The following is a 19,223-nucleotide window of genomic DNA, read 5'->3' on the forward strand; positions in this document are numbered from 1 at the left end:
TAGGGACAGCGAAAAAAGCTCGAGCCGAGCCTTTTTCGCTGTCCGAATCCCTTGGTATTCGGCTCACTTTCACCTTCACAAAACGGTCAATCCCCCACCGAAAAGGTGGGGGCAAACGCTTTCTGGGTCGTTCAGAGCCATGTCGAAAAAGTTGTCTGACAATACTTACCCCACAAAAGAGGAACCCAAAATTTGAACATAAAAAAGCAGGTTGCCGCTCCTTTTGGTAAACTCAAAAGGAGGAGAACCTGCCCAAAGGAGTAGACCTGTATGGCCATTATACCACAAGGCTCCCTGTTTTCGTGGAACGAAATTGCCGGACTCGGCGATCTCGAACGCCTGAGGCTTGTCCTTGAACATCTCCCGGACGAAGCGCTCATGCAAAAACTGGAGAAAGCCCGCGGCAGGGGCCGGGACGATTATCCCGTGCGGGCCATGTGGAATGCGTATATCGCCCTCGTCGTGTTCCAGCACCCGAGCGTCGAATCCCTGCGACGCGAACTGAGCCGAAACGGACAGTTGCGCTGGCTTTTGGGCTTCGGTGACCGCGTGCCAAGTGCCGCGGCCTTCAGTCGCTTCTGGAAACGGATTGAAGCCCATGAGGCCGAGTTGGAGTCCCTCTTTGTCGCGCTCCAGCAAGCTGTGGCCACATACCTTCCCGACTACGGAAAACGCCTGGCTCTGGACAGCAAAGCCATCCGGTCGTACGCGCGCTACCGGCCGAAAAACACCGCACCCGACGGGCGGCGAGACAGAGATGCGGATTATGGGTTTAAGACGGTGCACGACCGCGAGGGAAACGCGACAAAGCTCCGGTGGTTTGGATACAAGCTGCATCTCATCGTCGACAGCACTCATGAACTGCCGGTGGCCTACACCGTGACACCCGCCTCAAAAGCCGATGTCGCCACAGCCCATGCCTTTCTGGAAAAGCTGCAAGCAAAACGTCCAGAAGTGCTCGCGCGTGCCGAAGTGCTTACCGCGGACAAAGGCTATGACGACTCAAAACTTATCATGCGCCTGTGGGACGAACACCGCATCCGGCCGGTGATCGACATCCGGGCCAGTTGGCGCGACGGCGAGGCAACGCGGCTTCTTGAGGGGCAAACAAACGTGGTGTATGACAACAAAGGCCGCGTGTTCTGCGTGTGTCCAGAAACGGGAACCATGCGGACCATGGCCGAAGGAGGCTTTGAAGAGAAGCGCGGAACGCTGAAAAAGCGGTGTCCGGCAAAGGCCTACGGCCTCTCCTGTGCCGGAGTGGCTCAGTGCCCCGTGGCGAGAGGATTGCGCATTCGGATGGACGTGGATCGGCGTTTGTTTCCGCCGATTGCGCGCGGGAGCGCGAGATGGGCGCGAGAGTACCGCAAGCGCACGGCGGTGGAGTGCGTGTTTTCCCGTCTAGATACGATGTACGGCTTTGAGACGCACACCATCCGAGGGCTGAAGAAGATGCGCGTGCGGGTGGGGTTTGCGCTGGTGGTCATGCTGGGGATGGCGCTTGGACGTCTGCGCGAGGGATGGTCAGGGAAACTGAGGAGTTTTGTGCAGGTAGCGTAGTGGAGGAAAAGAAGGATAGATTTGTTTACCTTTTTTCCGTGGATTGGAAAAAGGGAGGTGGAGTATTGTCTTTTTTATTAAAAACACGGGGAATATATGCATGAAAACCAATCTTGTTTAAAGAAAGAATCGTGGAATCCCCCAAAACTGAAGATGGCCTGATGCAGGTCAGACCGAGATACAGGCACAGCGAAAAAAGCTCGAGCCCTCAAGTTCTTGACAACCGGCGGACCGGTTGATAAAATGGTCGCAAGCTTTCGGTCACAACGGAATGACACCCAACACGAAGCGTCTCAGCGAAACCTTCTTATCGAGAGCGGCGGAGGGACTGGCCCGATGAAGCCCGGCAACCGTCCCGGGGAGTCGGCACGACTCGGCGGGGAAGCCGCCTGTGCCGACGCTGGATCCGCGGGAAAAGGTGCCAACTCCTGCGGAATGGAGGCCTTGGACCGGAGGTCCGGGGTGCCTAGCCATTCCGAGAGATAAGAAGGGGGAGGATCGCGGGAGCGAAAATCCCTCTTCATCAACGAAGAGGGATTTTTTGATGCGCGACCGGAGATGCGGCCGACCGGAAATGCGGCCTCCTCCGAGTGAAAGCGGACCGCACCTGACAACCGAAGATCCGACCCTGCTTCTTATCGAGAGCGGCGGAGGGACTGGCCCGATGAAGCCCGGCAACCATCCTGCGAGGACGCCCGGTCACACACGGTCGGAACCGCTTGAGGCCCGGCGTGAATCTGAAAGCGCGGTGCCGCGCAGGATCTGGTGCCAATTCCTGCGGAACGTGCCGAGCGCCATGGACGGGGGAAGGGGGAGCGTCCTGCGCGCGGTCGTGCCGAGAGATAAGAAGAGGGCATTTCGACGGCGGTTCGAAATCCCTCTTCTTATCCAGAAGAGGGATTTTTTCATGGTCATCGGGTTTCACGGCCATCGTATTTTTGTGGTTTTTTTCAGACCAAGACGGAAAGAGGGGAGCGTCGATGGTGAGCATGGACCTTAAAACGCGTGAAGTGGGAACGGTGTCCATCGGCGCGCTCCGCCTGGAAAGCGGCCGCGTCCTTCCGGATGTGCGGCTGGCCTACGAGCGGGTCGGGCCGCGAGATGGTCCGACGGTGCTCGTCTGCCACGCGCTTACGGGCAATCACGTGGCCGTCGGCACCGACGAGGACCCGGGCTGGTGGGCCGGGCTCATCGGGAGCGGCAAGCCGATCGACACCGACCGCTATCAGGTGGTGACGTTTAACGTCCTGGGCGGATGCGACGGCTCGACCGGCCCGACGTCGACCAATCCCGAAACCGGCCGGCCGTACGGCCCCGAGTTTCCGTTCATCACGGTGCGCGATATGGTGCAGGCGGAATATCTCGCCTTAAAGCGCCTCGGCATCCGCCGCCTGCGGGCGGTGATCGGCGGATCGCTCGGCGGGATGCAGGCGCTCGAGTGGGGGGTGATGTACCCCGAATGGATGGACCTTCTGATCCCCATCGCCGTCACGCCGCGTCTTTCGGATTACGCCATCGCGTTTAACGCCATCGGGCGGCTGGCGATCCTCTCCGATCCGGCGTGGAACGGCGGCTACTACGACCCGGCGCATCCCCCCAAAGCGGGGATGATCATCGCCCGGATGGCGGGAATGGTGACGTACCGCAGTCCCGATCAGTTCAACCGCCGCTTTGAACGGGCCGAGCGCGATGGGTGGGGGCGTCGGCATGACGAGGTCAGCTTCCAGGTCGAATCGTATCTTATCCATCACGGCGAAAAGCTCGCTCGGAGATTCGACGCCAACAGTTACCTGTATTTGCTCAAGGCGATGGACGCCCACGACCTCGGCCGCGGTCGCGGCGGGATCGAGGAAGCCATCAAGCGCATCCGCGCCCGCGTCGTCGCCCTCGCCTATCGCGGCGATCTTCTTTACCCGCCGCAGGAAATCGCCGCCTTCGTCGATCGGCTTCGGGCCGGTGGCGTTGAAGCGCGCTACTTTGAAGTGGACACCCTCTACGGCCACGATGGATTTCTCACCGAGTTTGAAAAATGGGGCGGAATCATCCGGGAACAGCTGGAACAGGCCGAATCGTGCCCCGGATCGGTGACGCAGGACTTTCGCTCGGCATTCCTATAGAGTTCGGCATCCCTGTCGTCATTCCGATCGGACATTCCGACCGTCGCTTGAAGCGTGCACCGATTGAACATTATCCGGGAGGGATCGGAGAATGGGCGAAAAACGGCAGTGGGCGCTGGAGACGCTGGCCATCCACGGCGGGCTTCAGCCCGATCCGGTGACGGGCGCGCGGGCCCTCCCGATCTACAACACGACGTCGTACGTCTTTCGCGACACCGAGCACGCCGCCAATTTGTTCGCCTTAAAAGAGCCGGGCTACATTTACACCCGCATCCACAATCCGACGGTGACGGCCCTTGAAGAACGGATGGCGCTTTTGGAGGGCGGCGTTGGGGCGCTGGCGCTTGCGAGCGGTCAGGCGGCGATCACGCTGGCGATCCTGAACATCGCCGGCGCCGGCGACGAGATCGTCGCCGCGAGCCAGCTTTACGGCGGCACGTACAACCTCTTTGCCGTGACGCTCCCGCGCTATGGGATCAAGGTGCGCTTCGTCGACGGGCGCGATCCGGAGAACTTCCGCCGGGCGATCACCGAGAAGACGAAGGCGATTTTCGCCGAGACGATCGGGAACCCCAGCCTGGACGTGCTCGACATCGAGGCGGTGGCGAAGATCGCCCACGAGTACGGGGTGGCGCTCATCGTCGACAACACGTTCGCCACGCCGGTGTTGGTGCGTCCGTTTGACTACGGCGCGGACGTCGTCGTCTACTCGGCGACGAAGTGGCTCACTGGCAACGGCACGACCATCGCCGGGATCATCGTCGACGGCGGACGCTTTGCCTGGCCGAAGGAACGCTATCCGTCGCTTCACGAACCGGACCCGAGCTATCACGGCGTCGTCTACCGCGAGGCGTTCGGCCCGGCGGCGTACATCGTCAAGGCCCGCGTCCAGCTCCTCAGGGACATGGGGCCGGCGATTCACCCGCAAGGCGCGTTCCAGGTCGCGCTGGGCCTGGAGACGCTTCCCCTCCGGATGGCCCGGCACGTGGAAAATGCCCGGCGCATCGTCCGGTACTTAAAGGGCCATCCGGCGGTGGCGTGGGTGAACTATCCGGAACTTCCCGAGCATCCGTCGCACGAACTGGCGAAGAAGTACCTGCCCAAAGGTGCGGGATCCGTCATCACCTTCGGCATCCGCGGTGGCCGGGAAGCCGGGCGGAAGTTCATCGAAAGCCTCACGCTCTGGTCGCATCTCGCCAACGTCGGCGACGCGAAAAGCCTCATCATCCATCCGGCGACGACGACGCATTCGCAGCTCTCGGATGAAGAACTCCGCGCCTCCGGGGTGAGCGAGGACCTCATCCGCCTGTCGGTCGGCCTGGAAAACGTCGACGACCTCATCTGGGATCTCGATCAGGCGTTTGCCAAAGTGTCGGCGCCGGTATCCGGCTGACCGCCGTCTGTGCGGCGGACGATGATGTTCGTCAATCTACCGGTTCGATGAAGGGGGGAAGGGTCCGTGAGCTTGAGTCAGCAAATCGACGAAACCATCCAAAAGCACGAAGCGTGGGTGCTTCGGAGACAAAGGGGAATTCCCAATAACCGGCGGTTGTTTGTCCTGGCATGCATGGATGAGCGGTTGGATGTGGAAGAAATGCTCGGCCTCCAGCCCGGCGATGCTCATATCTACCGCAACGCCGGGGGCGTGGTCACCGATGATGTCATCCGTTCGGCGGCTCTGAGTGTGAATTTCTTTGGAACGAAAGAGATCATCGTGATCAATCACACGGAATGTGGAATGATGACGGCTCAGGGCCAGGAAATCGTCGAGGCGCTCCGGGCCAAATTCAACATCGATGTGGAACGCGTTCAGCTGGACCCCTCGCTTCCCGAACTGACGCTGACGGACCCTGGAGCATTCGCTCGGTGGTTCCGGACTTTTGAAAGTGTTGACGATGCGACCATTGCCCAGGTCGAGTATTTGCGGAATCACCCCTTGATTCCCAAAGATACGGTCATCAACGGATATGTGTATGAAGTTGAGTCCCATCGTCTGCGCCGACCGCATCAACGGTTGAGCCGGCGCGTGAATACGCGCGATGAACTGCTGGGGCGGGTTCAGGATTCACCGAGGGGGGACGGATGACCGCATCCGGATGGCGCCGCCAAGGGCGCCGCGCCTATCACGTTCATGCCAGATGAAGATCAGGAGTGGAGGGAAACCGCATGGCCAAACAGACCTTTGCCTCTCGCGTCGAGTGGTCCGGAGAGGGCGTGCGCGCCGTCGCGCACATCCGCGACAAACAGATCGTCATCGACGAACCGCCGGTGCTCGGCGGAACGGACCAGGGCCCGAACCCGGTGGAGCTCGTCCTCGCGGCGCTCGGCGGGTGCATAAGCGTCCTGGTGAGTCTGCTGGCCAAGCGGCACGGCGTGGAGCTGCGCGGCGTGACGATTGATGTGGAGGGCGACCTCGATCCGGACGGATTTTTAGAAAAAGCGCCGGACGTCCGCCCGGGATTTCAAGAAATTCGCTATCGGATCGCGATCGACTCCCCGTCCGCCGCGGATCGGGTTCGGGCGCTTATCGAACACGTCGAGCGCATTTGCCCGGTGAAAGACACGCTCCGCGGCGTGCCGACGCTGGCCGTTTCGCCGGCGCAGAGCGGGCGGTGAGCATCGGGGATCGGGAGAGGCACGATCCCGACGGAGGAATTTCTTTCTCCTAAAGATACCCGCATCTTCTTCGAAGGCGTGAAATGAAAATGTCCTGCCGACGGCCCACCCGGGCCGTCTTTTTTGAGCCGTCTTCGCCCGTGACGGCTCGATAATCACGCGGTTGACCGGTAAACGGGCGGGGTTTCTCCCGGCGCCTCCGGCGACGGGGACGTTATATTTGACGGTCAATCCCAGATACGGTCGGGAAACGAGAACATGCTCGTCGACATCGACAAGATCGGAATCGGCGACCGGATACGCAAAGTCTTCGGCGACATCGAAGAACTCGCCCGGGACATCGAACAGAACGGCCTTATCACCGGTTTGAATGCAGCCGGTGCTCAGGTAAAGTTCATCGCCCTGCCGGCGACGGGCACGCGGCCAGTGGTCGGCGCAATGATCGCCCGCTTTACACAATCTTTATCTTCCGTTCATCTGGCCTTAACACATCTCCGCTATACTAGTCGTGTCCGGTATCATGTGTAAAAACGGATGGTCCAGGTGACATAAAATGAGCCATCCGGCCCTCTTTGGTAGAATGTGAGACGGAGAAGAAACCACTTCACCAGGAGGGATACCGGATGGCTCAGTACCAGATTACCGTGGACGACGAGATTTTGGAAGGCCTCTTTCAGCGGGATGGAGGCGTGGCAAAGCTGGTGGAGAGTGTGGTCAACCAGATCCTCCAAGCGCAAGTGCAGGAGCATCTGAAAGCGGCGCCATACGAGCGCACGAAAGAACGCCAAGGCTATCGCAACGGAACAGTCACCCGCACCCTGACAACCCGTGTGGGGCGGCTGGTGTTGCGGGTTCCGAGGGTCCGGAATGGCCAGTTCTCCACAGAGCTGTTTGCTCGGTACCAGCGCAGCGAACAAGCGTTCATCATCGCCCTGATGGAGATGGTGGTGAACGGCGTGTCCACCCGGGACGTGGCGAAAGTCACCGAGCAGTTGTGCGGCACGACGTTCTCGAAGTCCACGGTCTCCGAGCTGTGCAAGCGCCTTGATCCCATCGTTCAGGGATGGAATAATCGCAGCCTTGCTGAGCATCGTTATCCGTTCCTGCTGGTGGACGCTTTGGTACTCCGGATTCGGGAGGAAGGGCGTGTTCGCTCTCGAGCGGCCATGATCGCTGTTGGCATCAACGAAGAAGGGTACCGTGAGATTCTTGGCTTGATGTTGGGCGACAGCGAATCGGAGGCCAGCTGGCGGGAGTTCTTTGCCTGGCTGAAGAACCGGGGTCTCCGCGGCGTTGACGTTGTGGTGTCTGACAGTCATGGCGGGCTGGTGAAGGCACTGCAGACGGAGTTTCAGGGATGCACCTGGCAACGGTGCCAGACCCACTTCATGCGCAATATCTTGGACGCCACACCCAAGGCGTTGCAGAAGGAGGTCTACAAGCGTGTACGAGCCATTCTTGATGCGCCCGACCTCAAGACGGCCCGACTGCTCATGAATGAATTTGTGGAGGAGTACGCTGAGAAGGCACCCAAGGCCGTCAAGGTGCTAGAGGAGGGCTTTGACGACGTCACGGCCGTGCTGGTCTTGCCGGATCGCTATCGGCGGCGCTTGCGTACCACGAACGGCGTGGAACGACTCAACGAGGAGATTCGCCGCCGTGAAAGAGTCATCCGCATCTTTCCCAACCGGGAATCCGTAATACGGTTGCTTGGAGCGCTACTCATGGAGATAGACGAGACGTGGACCACTGGGCACCGTTACCTGAATATGGATGAGTATTGGCAGTGGAAGAAGGAACAACAGAAATCCACTGAGCCGGCCATGCTGCACGTTGTGAATGCCTGAGTGACCTGTCCTTTCATTCGCCGAAGAGGGCAATTTACACATGATACTGGACTTGATCGCTATACTTGACCTAGACGCGGGCTAGGGTACACCCGACATGGACGGCAATGACCAGAAAGCGTGAGGACGAGCGGAGGAAAAGCGATGGTTAAAAAAGCGCTGGCAAGGCCGATCTTCGCTTTCGTTTTCGTGACGGTCGGGGTCGGTTTTTGGCTTTCGGGTTGCGGACAAAGCGGGCAAGGTCAGGCTCAAGATGCCGAAGGAAGCGGTAAAGCTCCGGTTGGAGGGACGCTTCATTTTTACACCTCGCAACCGGACGACGATGCGAACAAGCTCGTCGAGGCCTTCCGCGGGCGGTATCCGGCGGTGGATGTCGTCGTTTTTCGCTCGGGAACGGAAGAAATCGTCGCCAAGCTCAGGTCGGAAAAGCTGGCCGGCGGGGTGAAAGCCGACGTGCTCCTCCTGGCCGATGCGGTGACGTTCGAAGCGCTGAAGGCCGAAGGGCTCCTCGAACGGTATCGCTCGCCGAACGTCGAGGCGATCCCCCAGGCGTTTGTCGATCCCGACGGAACGTACGCCGGAACGAAGGTCATGGCCAGCATCATCGTCGTAAACACGAAGAAAGTCAAAACGCTTCCGGATTCCTGGCGTGTGTTCACTTCTCCGGAGGCGCGCGGCAAGGCGATGATGCCGAGCCCGCTCTACTCGGGCGCGGCCGCCTATAACCTCGGCGTGTTCGTGCGGCAGTCGGAGTTCGGCTGGAAATTTTATGAAGACATGAAGCAAAACGGCGTCGTCGTCGGGAAAGGGAACGGCGGGGTGCTCACGGCCGTCGCCGGCGGCGAAAAAGCGTACGGCATGCTCGTCGATTTTATGGCCGCCCGGGCGAAGCGAGAGGGCTCGCCGGTCGAGCTCGTCTATCCGAAAGAAGGCGTGCCGGTGATCACCGAGCCGGTGGCCATCGTGAAAGGGACGAAAAACATAAAGGCGGCGCAGGCGTTCGTCGACTTCATCCTTTCGGAAGAGGGGCAGAAGCTCGAGGCCGAACTCGGTTACACGCCGATCCGCCCGGGGATCGCGCCTCCTGAAGGGATGCGCCCGGCGGAGGCGCTCAAGGTGCTGGCGGCGGACCCGAAGGAGATGGCCCAGACGCGGGAAGCGGAAAAAGAGAAGTTCGCCGCCCTGTTCCGCTGACATCGAGAGCCACGGCAATCGGCGGTGGAGATCGACCGTGGTGAAGGAACGTTACGGGCAGGCCGTAGCGCACGCGCGGCAGGCAAACGCGCGATGGTGGAACGCGGTGCGCCGGGGAGGAGAGGCGGCGGCGGTCATCGCCATCGTCGCTTTTTTCGCTGGGCCGCTCCTGGCGCTCCTGGTTCAAAGTTTTCGCCATGGGCCGACGGCTGAGGTGCTTTCGCTTTTTGCCGCGCAACGGACGACGGCGATGCTCTGGAACACGGCGGTCATGGTCGCCGGCGGGACGGCGATCGCTCTGGCCGCGGGCGCGGCGCTCGGGCTGGTCGTCTCTTTCACCGATCTACCCGGTCGTTCCCTCATTTCGGCGCTCGTTTGGCTACCGCTGATTCTCCCGTCTTATGTCGTCGCATTAAGCTGGGCGGCGCTGTTCGAAAAAAACGGCCTGCTGGACCGGGCGTTTGGCGTTTTAGGCGTTCCGTGGCCCGATGGGTCGGTCTACGGCTTAAGCGGCATGACGGTGGTCATGGGGCTTACGCATTATCCGCTCGTGTATCTTTTTGTCATCCGGGCCGCGCGTCGCGTCCCGGAAGCGCTCTATACGGCGGCCCGCGCCTCGGGAGCCCGGCCGCTTCGGGCTTTCCTCCTCATTGTGCTGCCGCTTTTGCGCCCGGCGCTGGCCGCGGGAGGCGCGTTGGCGTTTTTGGCGGCCCTGGACAATTTCGGTATCCCTGCTTTTCTCGGCATTCCGGCGAACGTGCCGGTGCTTTCGACGTACATCTACGAACAGATCGCCGGTTTCGGACCGTCGGCCTTCGCTCGGGCGGCGGCGCTCAGCCTGCTCCTCATGGCGATCGCTTTGATGGGGCTTTACGGCTTTTGGATGGGGTCCCGGCGCGACGTGTCGGAGGCGTTTGGCGAAGGCGGGTGGGAAGGTCGTGTTGATCTCGGGCCGCTCAGGTGGCCGCTTTTTATGCTGATTCTCGCTTTTTTGTTTCTGACGAGCGTTCTTCCTCTGGTCGGGCTCGGTCTGGGAGCGATCGTCCGGGCTTACGGGCTACTGCCGACGCCGGAAAACTGGACGCTGAAGCATTTTGCCGCCGTGCTCGCCGATGGGCGGACGGCGCAAGCGGTGTTCAACAGCGGGCTGATTGCGATCGGGGCGGCGGTGACGACGGTCGTCCTCGGCGCCGGGGTGGCCCTTCGGCGGCGCTGGCGGCCGGGGTTCACCTGGCGGGTGGTGGGGGGGCTCATGACCCTTCCTTTTGCGCTGCCGGGCATCGTCGTCGCTCTCGGGCTCATCGTTTTTTGGGCGTCGCCGGTCGGGCGCTTGGCCGGCGGGGTCTATGGGACGCTCGCCATGCTCTGGATCGCCTATACGGTGCGCTTTGGCGCGATCGGCGTGCGGTCCGCCGAAGCCGCTCTGGCGCGTCTCGACCGGCGCTTGGAACAGGCGGCCCAGATGAGCGGCGCGCGGCTTTTGGCGCGGCTTGGGCGCATCGTCTTTCCCCTCATCGCCGGGGAGCTCCTGGGCGGCATGGTGCTCGTCGTCCTGCTGGCCGGGACGGAGCTGACGCTTTCCGTCCTTCTGGCTTCCTCGGGGCAGGAGACGGTCGGCATGCGCATTTTCCAGCTGGAACAGGGCGGAGCGCTTACGGAGGCGCGGGCGCTCGCTTTTCTCATCGCGGTTTCTGTCTTTCTTCTCTTTGTCCTTGCCGAAGCGCTTCGCAGGGGCGGTTTTAAGGGCGAGACCGAACGGTAGCTGAGCCACCGGCCGCAAGCGGGGGATGATCGTGAAAGTCGAACTCTACGGGGTTTCGGTCAAACTGGGCGGGCGAACGGTGCTCAAGGACGTGTCGCTCACCGTTCCGTCCGGCGCTTTTTTGGCCGTGCTCGGCCCGTCGGGAAGCGGCAAGACGACGCTTTTGAACGCCATCGCCGGTTTCGTCTCTCTTGAGGCGGGGACGATCGCTTTTGACGGACGGGTCGTGAGCCGGGCGGGGGAGGGGGTGCCGCCGGAAGAGCGGGACGTCGGAGTGGTTTTTCAATCGTTCGCTCTTTGGCCCCACATGACGGTCGAAGCGCATATCGCCTTTCCTCTGCTTCAGCGACGTCGCCGCCTTCAGCGGGCCGCATTCGGCTGGAAGGGGCTTTTCGGCCGTGTGGCCGGCGGAAGGCGGCCGAGTCGCCCGTCGGACCGGGACGGCAAAAGCGCGGGCGATGGGAAACGCGACGCCGATGATGAAATGAGGCGCGAAGTGGAGGCGCTCCTTCAGCTGACGGAGCTTCAGCCTTTCCGAAAAAGATTTCCAAAGGAACTTTCCGGGGGACAGAAGCAGCGGGTGGCGTTTGCCCGCGCGCTGGCGGCGTCGAAAAGGCTCCTTTTGTTGGACGAGCCGTTTTCCCAGCTCGATGCGCCGCTTCGGGCCGCCATGCAGAGGGAACTGGCGAAGATTCATCGGGCGACCGGAAGCACCGTCATCTTTGTCACCCACGACCGGGAAGAAGCGCTGGCGCTTGCTGACCTCGTCGCCGTCATGGAAGCGGGGCGCGTGGTGCAGATCGGCCCTCCGGATGAGGTCTATCTGAGGCCGAAGACGCCGTTTGTCGCCGCCTTTGTCGCCGGGGCGGCCCTCGTCCCGGGAACGTGGCGGGGGGAGCGGTTTGCGCCTGCCGGGTACGTCGGGGATGCGGGGCGCGCGTCGGCCAACGATGCGGCCCTGGCTGACCGTTCACCGCTCGGTGAACGCACGAGCGGCGAAACGGCGGACGGTCGAACCTCGGATGATCGATGGGCAAACCGGGCGATGTCGGGCGGCCTTTGGGACGGCACCCGCATCCCTCTCGCTTTCCGCGCGGCCGGGTGCTTCCCGGTGCGACCGGAGGAGTGGGCGTTTCGCGAGGGACCGCCCGGGATTCCGGTCCGCATCGTGCGGCGGGCGTACGAAGGGCGGGCCGTCCGGTTGACGGTCGAGGTCGTCGCGGCGGGGGTCGGTCCCGTCGAGGCGGCAGGCGAGGAAGAAGGGGCTTCCGACCGGCCGCTCCGGCAGACGTCGTTCGATCTTTTCGTCTCGCCGGAGGGGCTTCGCGACGGGCGCCTGGCGCCGGGACAGACGGGGTACGTCGACCGGAGGCGGGAAGCGGGGCGCTCGCAGGACGTTGAACGGAGAACGGACGCACATCATCAGATTGATTTCACCTCTTGATTTTTCCTGCATGACTTTGTACAATTTCGGCAGTAATTAATATTAACTGTGGAAAAGGAGGGGTCTTGAAAATGTTATTGTTGACTTTTTCCTCGTGCTAACTTATAGCCAATCATTAGTTTCCACATCAAGTGCTAAATGGGTGAAAAAATTGTTGCGATCCCTCAACCTACTCTTATGTTGGGTCATGGGTCACACGCGTGACGGATCCATATGATCCCGGTCCTTATGGTTATTACGTTACATGAGTTCATTATCAAGATGCATCATTTACTAAGCCCATTGAAGTTCAATATTTCTTAGTAGAAAATGAGAGAAAGGATAATTAAAGCGCGTTTCTTGCTATAAGCGAAAAAGCTAGCCTTTTGGAGGGGATCGGTTCCGGATGCGAACGCCGCGGGACGAGGTTTTTCGCCGGGCCTCTTTTTCTCATATTGCCCATTTTATTCTGGTCACTTCGATCATTCTTTATGATGCATTTATCCCGGCAGGCGAGCGTCCGCTGCTTCGCTTCTTCATTGTTTTCGCTTTTGTCGCGGGGATGTTGATCGGTTTTGTCGTCGAATCTCCTCGAAAGCGCCGTTCGGACGTGTTCTTCGACGTGGGCCTGGTTCTTTATGTCATCGCTTTGCTGCTCGCGATGAAGCTTTTGGGCGTGCACGGCCGGGGCGTCATCTCGCTTGAAGACCCGTATTTTGGGTCGTCGTCCTGCTGAGCGTCATTTTATCCTATAAAGAGTATCGTAAGAATGACGAAAAAAATAAGAATGACGAAAAAACCAAAGAAAAATAAAAAAGTCGAGCAAGAACCTCGAGCATCGAACGGTTTCGAAACGGATCGCGCCGGATGCGGCGCGTCGCGGACGGCGCCGGTGGCCGCCCGCCCCCCGGTCGCTTCCGACATCGCTTTCCCGATTGCCTCCGGCAATCGCTTTCCTGATTGCCTCCGGCGGAACATGTGCTATAATAAGGGAGTTTAAGAAGTGGAGGGAGCGACGTGAGCGTAAAGGCGACGCTGGAACGGCACGATCGGCATCGCGTGGCCCTGACGGTGGAAGTCGATGCCGAACGGGTGGAAGCGGCGCTCGATCAGGCCTTCAAAAAGGTCGTCAAACGGGTCAGCGTCCCCGGTTTTCGCAAAGGGCGCGTGCCGCGGCCGATCTTCGAGCGTCGGGTCGGCGTCCAGGTCCTGTTTGACGAAGCGCTGGACGACCTTCTGCCCGAGGCGTATGCGGCGGCCGTCCGGGAGACGGGCATCGAGCCGGTGGAGCGGCCGGCGATCGAAATCGTCCGCATGGACAAAAACGCCCCCCTCGTCTTCAAGGCCGTCGTCACCGTCCGTCCGGACGTCACCTGGCCGGAGGAGGCGGAGCGCCTGGTGCTCGAGAAGGTGATCCGGCCGGTGACGGACGCCGACGTCGAGGCGAAGCTCCGCGACATGCGGGAGAAGGTCGCCGTTCTCGAGCCGGTGGACGGGCCGGTGGCCGAGGGGATGCTGGCGACCGTCGACTACGAAGGGTTCATCGACGGCGAGCAGATCGCCGCGGGGACCGATGTCGAGATCGAGGTCGGCGCCGGGCGCACCCTGCCGGATTTCGAGCAGGGCCTCATCGGCCTTCCCGTTGGCGAAACGCGAACGGTGGACGTCCGCTTTCCCGACGATTACCGGGAGGCCGATCTCGCCGGGAAGACGGCGACGTTCACCGTCACCGTGAAGACGCTCAAACAAAAGCGCTATCCCGAGCTTGACGACGACTTCGCCCGGGAAGTGAGCGACTTCGATTCTCTGGACGAACTGAAGGCGTCGATCCGCCGGGAGCTCGAAGCCGAGCGGGAAAAAGAGGCGACAGAACGGCTTCGGGATCAGGCGGCGGAGGCGTTTGCCGCTCGGGTCGCCGTCGATCTTCCCGACGTCATGATCCGGGAAGAAGCGCACGACATGGTCCACGAGCTCGAGCATGCGCTCCTTGCGACGGGCATCCCCCTTCAGGCCTACCTTCAGATGACGAACAAGACGGAAGACGACCTCATCACCGAGTTCTGGGAGACGGCCAAAAAGCGCGTCACCATCCGCCTCGCCCTCGAAGCATATGCCAGAAAGCACGGCCTGGAACCGACGCCGGAAGAGCGCGAAGCGGAGATCCGGAAGATCGCCGAGGCGTGGCGCGTCTCGCCGGAGGAGGCCGCCCGGGCGCTGGAAGGACAGGGGACCATGGCCGTGATCGAGCGTTCCCTCCGCGTCCGGAAGGCGATCGATCGCCTCCTCGCCGATGCCGACGTCACCGTCCGAGAGGCGACCGACACCGACGGCGAAGCGGACGGCGCCGAAGGGAAGTGGACCGCCTCCGGCGAGGAAGCGGCGGGCGTCGGATCGGTGCCGCCTGAAGGCGCCGCCGACGCGAAAAACGCCCGCGCCGAAGGGGCGGAGGCGGAAGGAGGGCCGCGAACTTCCGGCGGTTTGGGCGGTACAGGTGTAAACGGCGCGGAAAACGCATAGACTGTCGGGCGTGGTCGGCCGTTCGGCGCCTCACCGGGTGGTCGGCCGGCGCCGATCCCGTGCGGCGCCCGGGTTCGGGCGCCGCACATTCACAAACGCGCCGGAATCCGGTACAATGAGGGGTAGAAAGGATCGAAGAAAAAAGGAGGTGACGTCCGGCGGAGGCTTTGCTCCGGCCGGAGAGGGATGCTCGTTCCGATCGTCATCGACCAGTCGACGCGCGGCGAACGCGCTTACGATATCTACTCCCGTCTCCTCAAGGATCGGATCATCGTCCTCGGAGCGCCGATCGACGATCACGTGGCCAATCTCGTCGTCGCCCAGCTCCTCTTTCTGGAAGCGGAAGACCCGAACAAGGACATCTATCTGTACATAAACTCGCCGGGCGGCTCCGTCACCGCCGGGCTCGCCATCTATGACACGATGCAGTTCATCAAGGCGCCGGTCTCGACGATCTGCATCGGGATGGCGGCGTCGATGGCCGCGGTGCTTCTTGCCGCCGGCGAGAAAGGGAAGCGTTACGCCCTTCCCAACAGCGAGATCATGATCCACCAGCCGCTGGGCGGGGCCCGCGGGCAAGCGGCGGACATCAAGATCCACGCCGAGTGGATCATCCGGACCCGGGATCGGCTGAACCGCATCTTGGCCGAACGGACCGGGCAGCCGCTCGAACGGATCGAGCGGGACACCGACCGGGACTTTTTCATGGATGCGGAGGAGGCCAAGGCGTACGGGATCATCGACGAGGTGATCACGAGCGCCCAGTCGATGCACCGGGAAAAGGGGTGAGGAAGATGGCCAAACAGACCGACGACCGGAGCCCGATCCGCTGTTCGTTCTGCGGCAAGACGCAGGATCAGGTGAAAAAGCTCGTCGCCGGCCCCGGCGTCTACATCTGCGACGAATGCATCGAGCTCGTCAACGAGATCATCGAAGAGGACAACGACCAGACGGCGACGGAAGAGCTCAAAGACGTGCCGAAGCCGGTGGAGATCCGCCGCTTCCTCGACGAGTACGTCATCGGCCAGGAGCAGGCGAAAAAGGCGCTTTCCGTGGCCGTCTACAACCACTACAAGCGGATCTATTCCGATAAGAAGAAAGACGACGTCGAGCTGTCGAAGAGCAACATCCTCCTCATCGGCCCGACCGGGAGCGGGAAGACGCTGCTCGCCCAGACGCTTGCCCGGATGCTCAAGGTGCCCTTTGCCATCGCCGATGCAACAACCCTCACCGAGGCGGGGTACGTCGGCGAGGATGTCGAAAACATCCTGCTTCGGCTCATCCAGGCGGCCGACTTCGACATCGAGAAGGCTGAGCGGGGCATCGTCTACATCGACGAGATCGACAAGATCGCCCGGAAGTCGGAAAACCCGTCCATCACCCGGGACGTCTCCGGCGAAGGCGTGCAGCAGGCGCTGCTCAAAATCCTCGAAGGCACCGTCGCCAACGTCCCGCCCCAGGGCGGCCGGAAGCACCCGCATCAGGAATTCATCCAGATCGACACGACAAACATCCTCTTCATCGTCGGCGGCGCTTTCGACGGCCTCGAGACGATCATCAAGCGCCGCCTCGGGGCGAAGGTGATCGGTTTCGGCGCCGATGTCCAGTCGGTCAACCTGAAGAAAGGCGAATACCTGAAGAAGGTCACGCCGGAAGACCTGATCAAGTTCGGCATGATCCCCGAGTTTGTCGGGCGGGTGCCGGTCATCTCCGTCCTCGATCCCCTCGACGAAGAGGCGCTCACCCGCATCCTCACCGAGCCGAGGAACGCGCTTGTCAAGCAGTACAAAAAGCTCTTCGAACTGGACGGCGTCGAGCTTGAGTTTATGCCGGAGGCGCTTCGGGAAATCGCCAAGGAAGCCGTCCGGCGGGAGACCGGCGCCCGGGGGCTTCGGGCGATCCTCGAGGAGATCATGCTCGACGTCATGTACGAGATCCCGTCCCGCAAGGACGTGGCCAAAGTCGTCGTGACGCCGGAGACGGTCACCCGCCGGTTGCCGCCCCTTCTTTACGGGAAGGACGGCCGCCTGATCGCCCTGAAGACGGAGGAGACCGCCTGAGGGCGCACGCGGCGAACAACCTCGAACGCGCGAGCGGAAACCCCTCGAGCGCGCGATCGATCTCGAGCGCGCGATCGGTCAGCGCTTTGAACGCGCCGCCGGCGGGCTTGCCGGTGTCCGGAAGCATCCGGGCACCGGCTTTTTTATGTCCCGATTTCGACGCCGCAGAACCGACGGGCGGAACCGATGGACGGAATCCGGCCGGCGCCCTCGCCTCCGACCTTCCGGCGGCTTTCCGGGCGCGCCGGCGGTAGCTCCCGGTCTCCGAAACCCCGGCATCTTGCCGGCGGCGTTTAGCCCCTCGGCCCTTCGGCCATAATGGGCAGAAGACGTCCGCCGCCCTCGAGCGGCGTGGGCGAGGAGGCCGAAGGTGCCGTGATCAGCGTCCAGATTTTCCTCATCGTGCTTCAGATTTTCGTCGGGCTGGCCGTCGGGCTGTATTTCTGGAACCTCCTCCGCCGGGAGCGTTCCGGCCGGCTGGCCCAGCACCAGAGCACTGGCCGGGAGATGGAGGAGCTGCGGCGGCTTCGGGCGATCGCCCTGAGCGAGCCGCTGTCGGAGCGGACCCGGCCGGCGTCGATCGATGAGATCGTCGGTCAGGAGGAGGGCCTCAAGGCCCTGCGGGCGGCGCTCATGGGGCCGAACCCCCAGCACGTCATCATCTACGGGCCGCCCGGCGTCGGAAAGACGGCCGCCGCCCGACTCGTGCTGGAAGAGGCGAAGAAAAATCCCCTCTCGCCGTTTCGCGCCGACGCCCCCTTCGTCGAGATCGACGCGACGACGGCCCGCTTTGACGAACGGGGCATCGCCGATCCGCTGATCGGCTCGGTCCACGATCCGATCTACCAGGGGGCCGGAGCGCTCGGTCAGGCCGGCGTGCCGCAGCCGAAGCCCGGCGCCGTCACCCGGGCCCACGGCGGCGTCCTTTTTATCGATGAGATCGGTGAACTCCACCCGATCCAGATGAACAAGCTCCTCAAGGTCCTTGAAGATCGCCTCGTTCGGCTGGAGAGCGCCTACTACAGCCCCGACAATCCGAACATCCCGCCGCACATCCACGACATCTTCCAGAACGGCCTTCCGGCAGACTTCCGTCTCGTCGGCGCGACGACCCGCCTGCCGGAGGAGCTTCCGCCGGCGCTCCGTTCTCGCTGCGTCGAAGTCTACTTCCGTCCCCTCACCGAGCGGGAGATCGAGACGATCGCCCGGCGGGCGGCGGGCAAGCTCGGCGCCGCCGTCGAGCCGGGAGCGCTGGAACTCCTCGCCCGTTACGCCCAGAACGGCCGTGAGGTCGTCGCGGTCGTCCAGCTCGCCTACGGCGTCGCCCTCACCGAGGGGCGGCGGGACCTCCGCGTCCGGGACATCCGGTGGGTGATCGACACGAGCCGGCTTCAGCCGCGGCCGAAGGCCCGCCTGCCGGAGCGGCCGGAGGTCGGCCGGGCGCTCGGACTGGCCGTCTACGGGCCGAGCCTCGGCGCGGTGATCGACGTCGAGGCGACGGCGGTCCCCGCCCGCCGCCCCGGCGCTGGCCGGTTTACCGTCACCGGGATCGTCGAAGAAGAGGCTCTGGGCGGCCGGGGCCGGACCCTCACCCGAAAGAGCCTGGCCTTCGGCGCCGCCGAGACCGTCCGCACGCTCCTCGGCCGCCTCGGTTTTCGGGTGGTCGACCACGACCTTCACGTTCACTTTCCCGGCGGCGCTCCCCTGGACGGCCCGTCCGCCGGCGTCACGGTGTTCGTCGCGCTGTATTCCGCCCTCACCGGCCGGCCGGTCGATCCCCGGACGGCCTTGACCGGCGAGGTCAGCGTCCGCGGGGAGGTGCTTCCCGTCGGCGGGGTTCGGGCCAAGCTCGACGCCGCCCGGGAGGCGGGCCTTCGCCGCGTCGTCGTCCCGAAGGCGAACGAAGAAGCCCGTTCGTGCGAAGGCCTCGAGGTCGTCTTTGCCGGGACGATCGAAGAGGTGCTGGCCGCCGCCCTCCTGCCGGCGCCGTCCGCCCCGGCGTCCGCGCCGGTGCCGGGGTTTCTCGATCGCTCCGCCGTCCGGCGGGAGGGCGGATACCGGCCCGCCGCCCCGGGGACCGGCGTGGCCGACCTTGCGTCGCCGTCGGAAGAGGCCTAGAATGAGGGG

At 62.7% G+C, this 19,223-nt stretch carries 15 protein-coding genes and 2 riboswitches; all 15 genes read left to right on the forward strand.

The window, feature by feature from the left end; translation table 11 throughout:
* Positions 1-270 precede the first annotated feature (270 nt).
* On the forward strand, positions 271-1,560 hold the full coding sequence (locus K2M58_RS03675) for a transposase (RefSeq protein ID WP_220678331.1): 1,290 nt from the start codon (positions 271-273) through the stop codon (positions 1,558-1,560).
* A 304-nt stretch (positions 1,561-1,864) separates the two neighbouring features.
* Positions 1,865-2,049: riboswitch (SAM riboswitch) on the forward strand.
* Positions 2,050-2,192: 143 nt separating this feature from the next.
* Positions 2,193-2,409, forward strand: a riboswitch (SAM riboswitch).
* Between the two features lie 131 nt (positions 2,410-2,540).
* A complete protein-coding gene (locus K2M58_RS03680; protein WP_354667526.1) occupies positions 2,541-3,677 on the forward strand; it encodes a homoserine O-acetyltransferase MetX in 1,137 nt (378 codons plus the stop codon).
* A 91-nt stretch (positions 3,678-3,768) separates the two neighbouring features.
* Positions 3,769-5,070, forward strand: a complete 1,302-nt coding sequence (locus K2M58_RS03685; protein WP_220678332.1) for an O-acetylhomoserine aminocarboxypropyltransferase/cysteine synthase family protein — start codon at positions 3,769-3,771, stop codon at positions 5,068-5,070.
* A 66-nt stretch (positions 5,071-5,136) separates the two neighbouring features.
* Positions 5,137-5,763, forward strand: coding sequence for a beta-class carbonic anhydrase (locus tag K2M58_RS03690; RefSeq protein ID WP_220678333.1), 627 nt, complete (start codon positions 5,137-5,139; stop codon positions 5,761-5,763).
* Positions 5,764-5,843: 80 nt separating this feature from the next.
* Complete coding sequence (locus K2M58_RS03695; protein WP_220678334.1) at positions 5,844-6,293, forward strand: OsmC family protein; 450 nt, start codon at positions 5,844-5,846, stop codon at positions 6,291-6,293.
* A gap of 258 nt (positions 6,294-6,551) precedes the next feature.
* A complete protein-coding gene (locus K2M58_RS03700) occupies positions 6,552-6,821 on the forward strand; it encodes a ParB N-terminal domain-containing protein (RefSeq protein WP_220678935.1) in 270 nt (89 codons plus the stop codon).
* Positions 6,822-6,916: 95 nt separating this feature from the next.
* Positions 6,917-8,140 carry an IS256 family transposase gene (locus K2M58_RS03705; RefSeq protein WP_220676936.1) on the forward strand — a complete coding sequence of 408 codons (1,224 nt, stop codon included), beginning with the start codon at positions 6,917-6,919 and terminating at the stop codon, positions 8,138-8,140.
* Positions 8,141-8,284: 144 nt separating this feature from the next.
* A complete protein-coding gene (locus K2M58_RS03710) occupies positions 8,285-9,334 on the forward strand; it encodes an ABC transporter substrate-binding protein (protein WP_220678335.1) in 1,050 nt (349 codons plus the stop codon).
* 106 nt (positions 9,335-9,440) lie between these two features.
* Positions 9,441-11,096, forward strand: coding sequence for an ABC transporter permease (locus K2M58_RS03715; RefSeq protein ID WP_220678336.1), 1,656 nt, complete (start codon positions 9,441-9,443; stop codon positions 11,094-11,096).
* Positions 11,097-11,121: 25 nt separating this feature from the next.
* Positions 11,122-12,540, forward strand: a complete 1,419-nt coding sequence (locus tag K2M58_RS03720) for an ABC transporter ATP-binding protein (protein WP_220678337.1) — start codon at positions 11,122-11,124, stop codon at positions 12,538-12,540.
* A 385-nt stretch (positions 12,541-12,925) separates the two neighbouring features.
* The gene (locus K2M58_RS03725; RefSeq protein WP_220678338.1) at positions 12,926-13,255 is read left to right on the forward strand and encodes a hypothetical protein; all 330 of its coding nucleotides are present in this window, start codon (positions 12,926-12,928) and stop codon (positions 13,253-13,255) included.
* 281 nt (positions 13,256-13,536) lie between these two features.
* Complete coding sequence (gene tig, locus K2M58_RS03730) at positions 13,537-15,036, forward strand: trigger factor (RefSeq protein WP_220678339.1); 1,500 nt, start codon at positions 13,537-13,539, stop codon at positions 15,034-15,036.
* A 186-nt stretch (positions 15,037-15,222) separates the two neighbouring features.
* Complete coding sequence (clpP, locus tag K2M58_RS03735; protein ID WP_220678340.1) at positions 15,223-15,825, forward strand: ATP-dependent Clp endopeptidase proteolytic subunit ClpP; 603 nt, start codon at positions 15,223-15,225, stop codon at positions 15,823-15,825.
* 5 nt (positions 15,826-15,830) lie between these two features.
* Positions 15,831-17,096 carry an ATP-dependent Clp protease ATP-binding subunit ClpX gene (gene clpX / locus K2M58_RS03740; RefSeq protein ID WP_220678341.1) on the forward strand — a complete coding sequence of 422 codons (1,266 nt, stop codon included), beginning with the start codon at positions 15,831-15,833 and terminating at the stop codon, positions 17,094-17,096.
* A gap of 378 nt (positions 17,097-17,474) precedes the next feature.
* Positions 17,475-19,214, forward strand: coding sequence for an ATP-dependent protease LonB (lonB, locus tag K2M58_RS03745; protein ID WP_220678780.1), 1,740 nt, complete (start codon positions 17,475-17,477; stop codon positions 19,212-19,214).
* The last annotated feature ends 9 nt before the right edge of the window (positions 19,215-19,223 follow it).

Origin of the sequence: Hydrogenibacillus sp. N12 (assembly GCF_019645935.1) — a bacterium.
GTDB classification, from domain to species: Bacteria; Bacillota; Bacilli; order Thermicanales; family DSM-22653; genus Hydrogenibacillus; species Hydrogenibacillus schlegelii.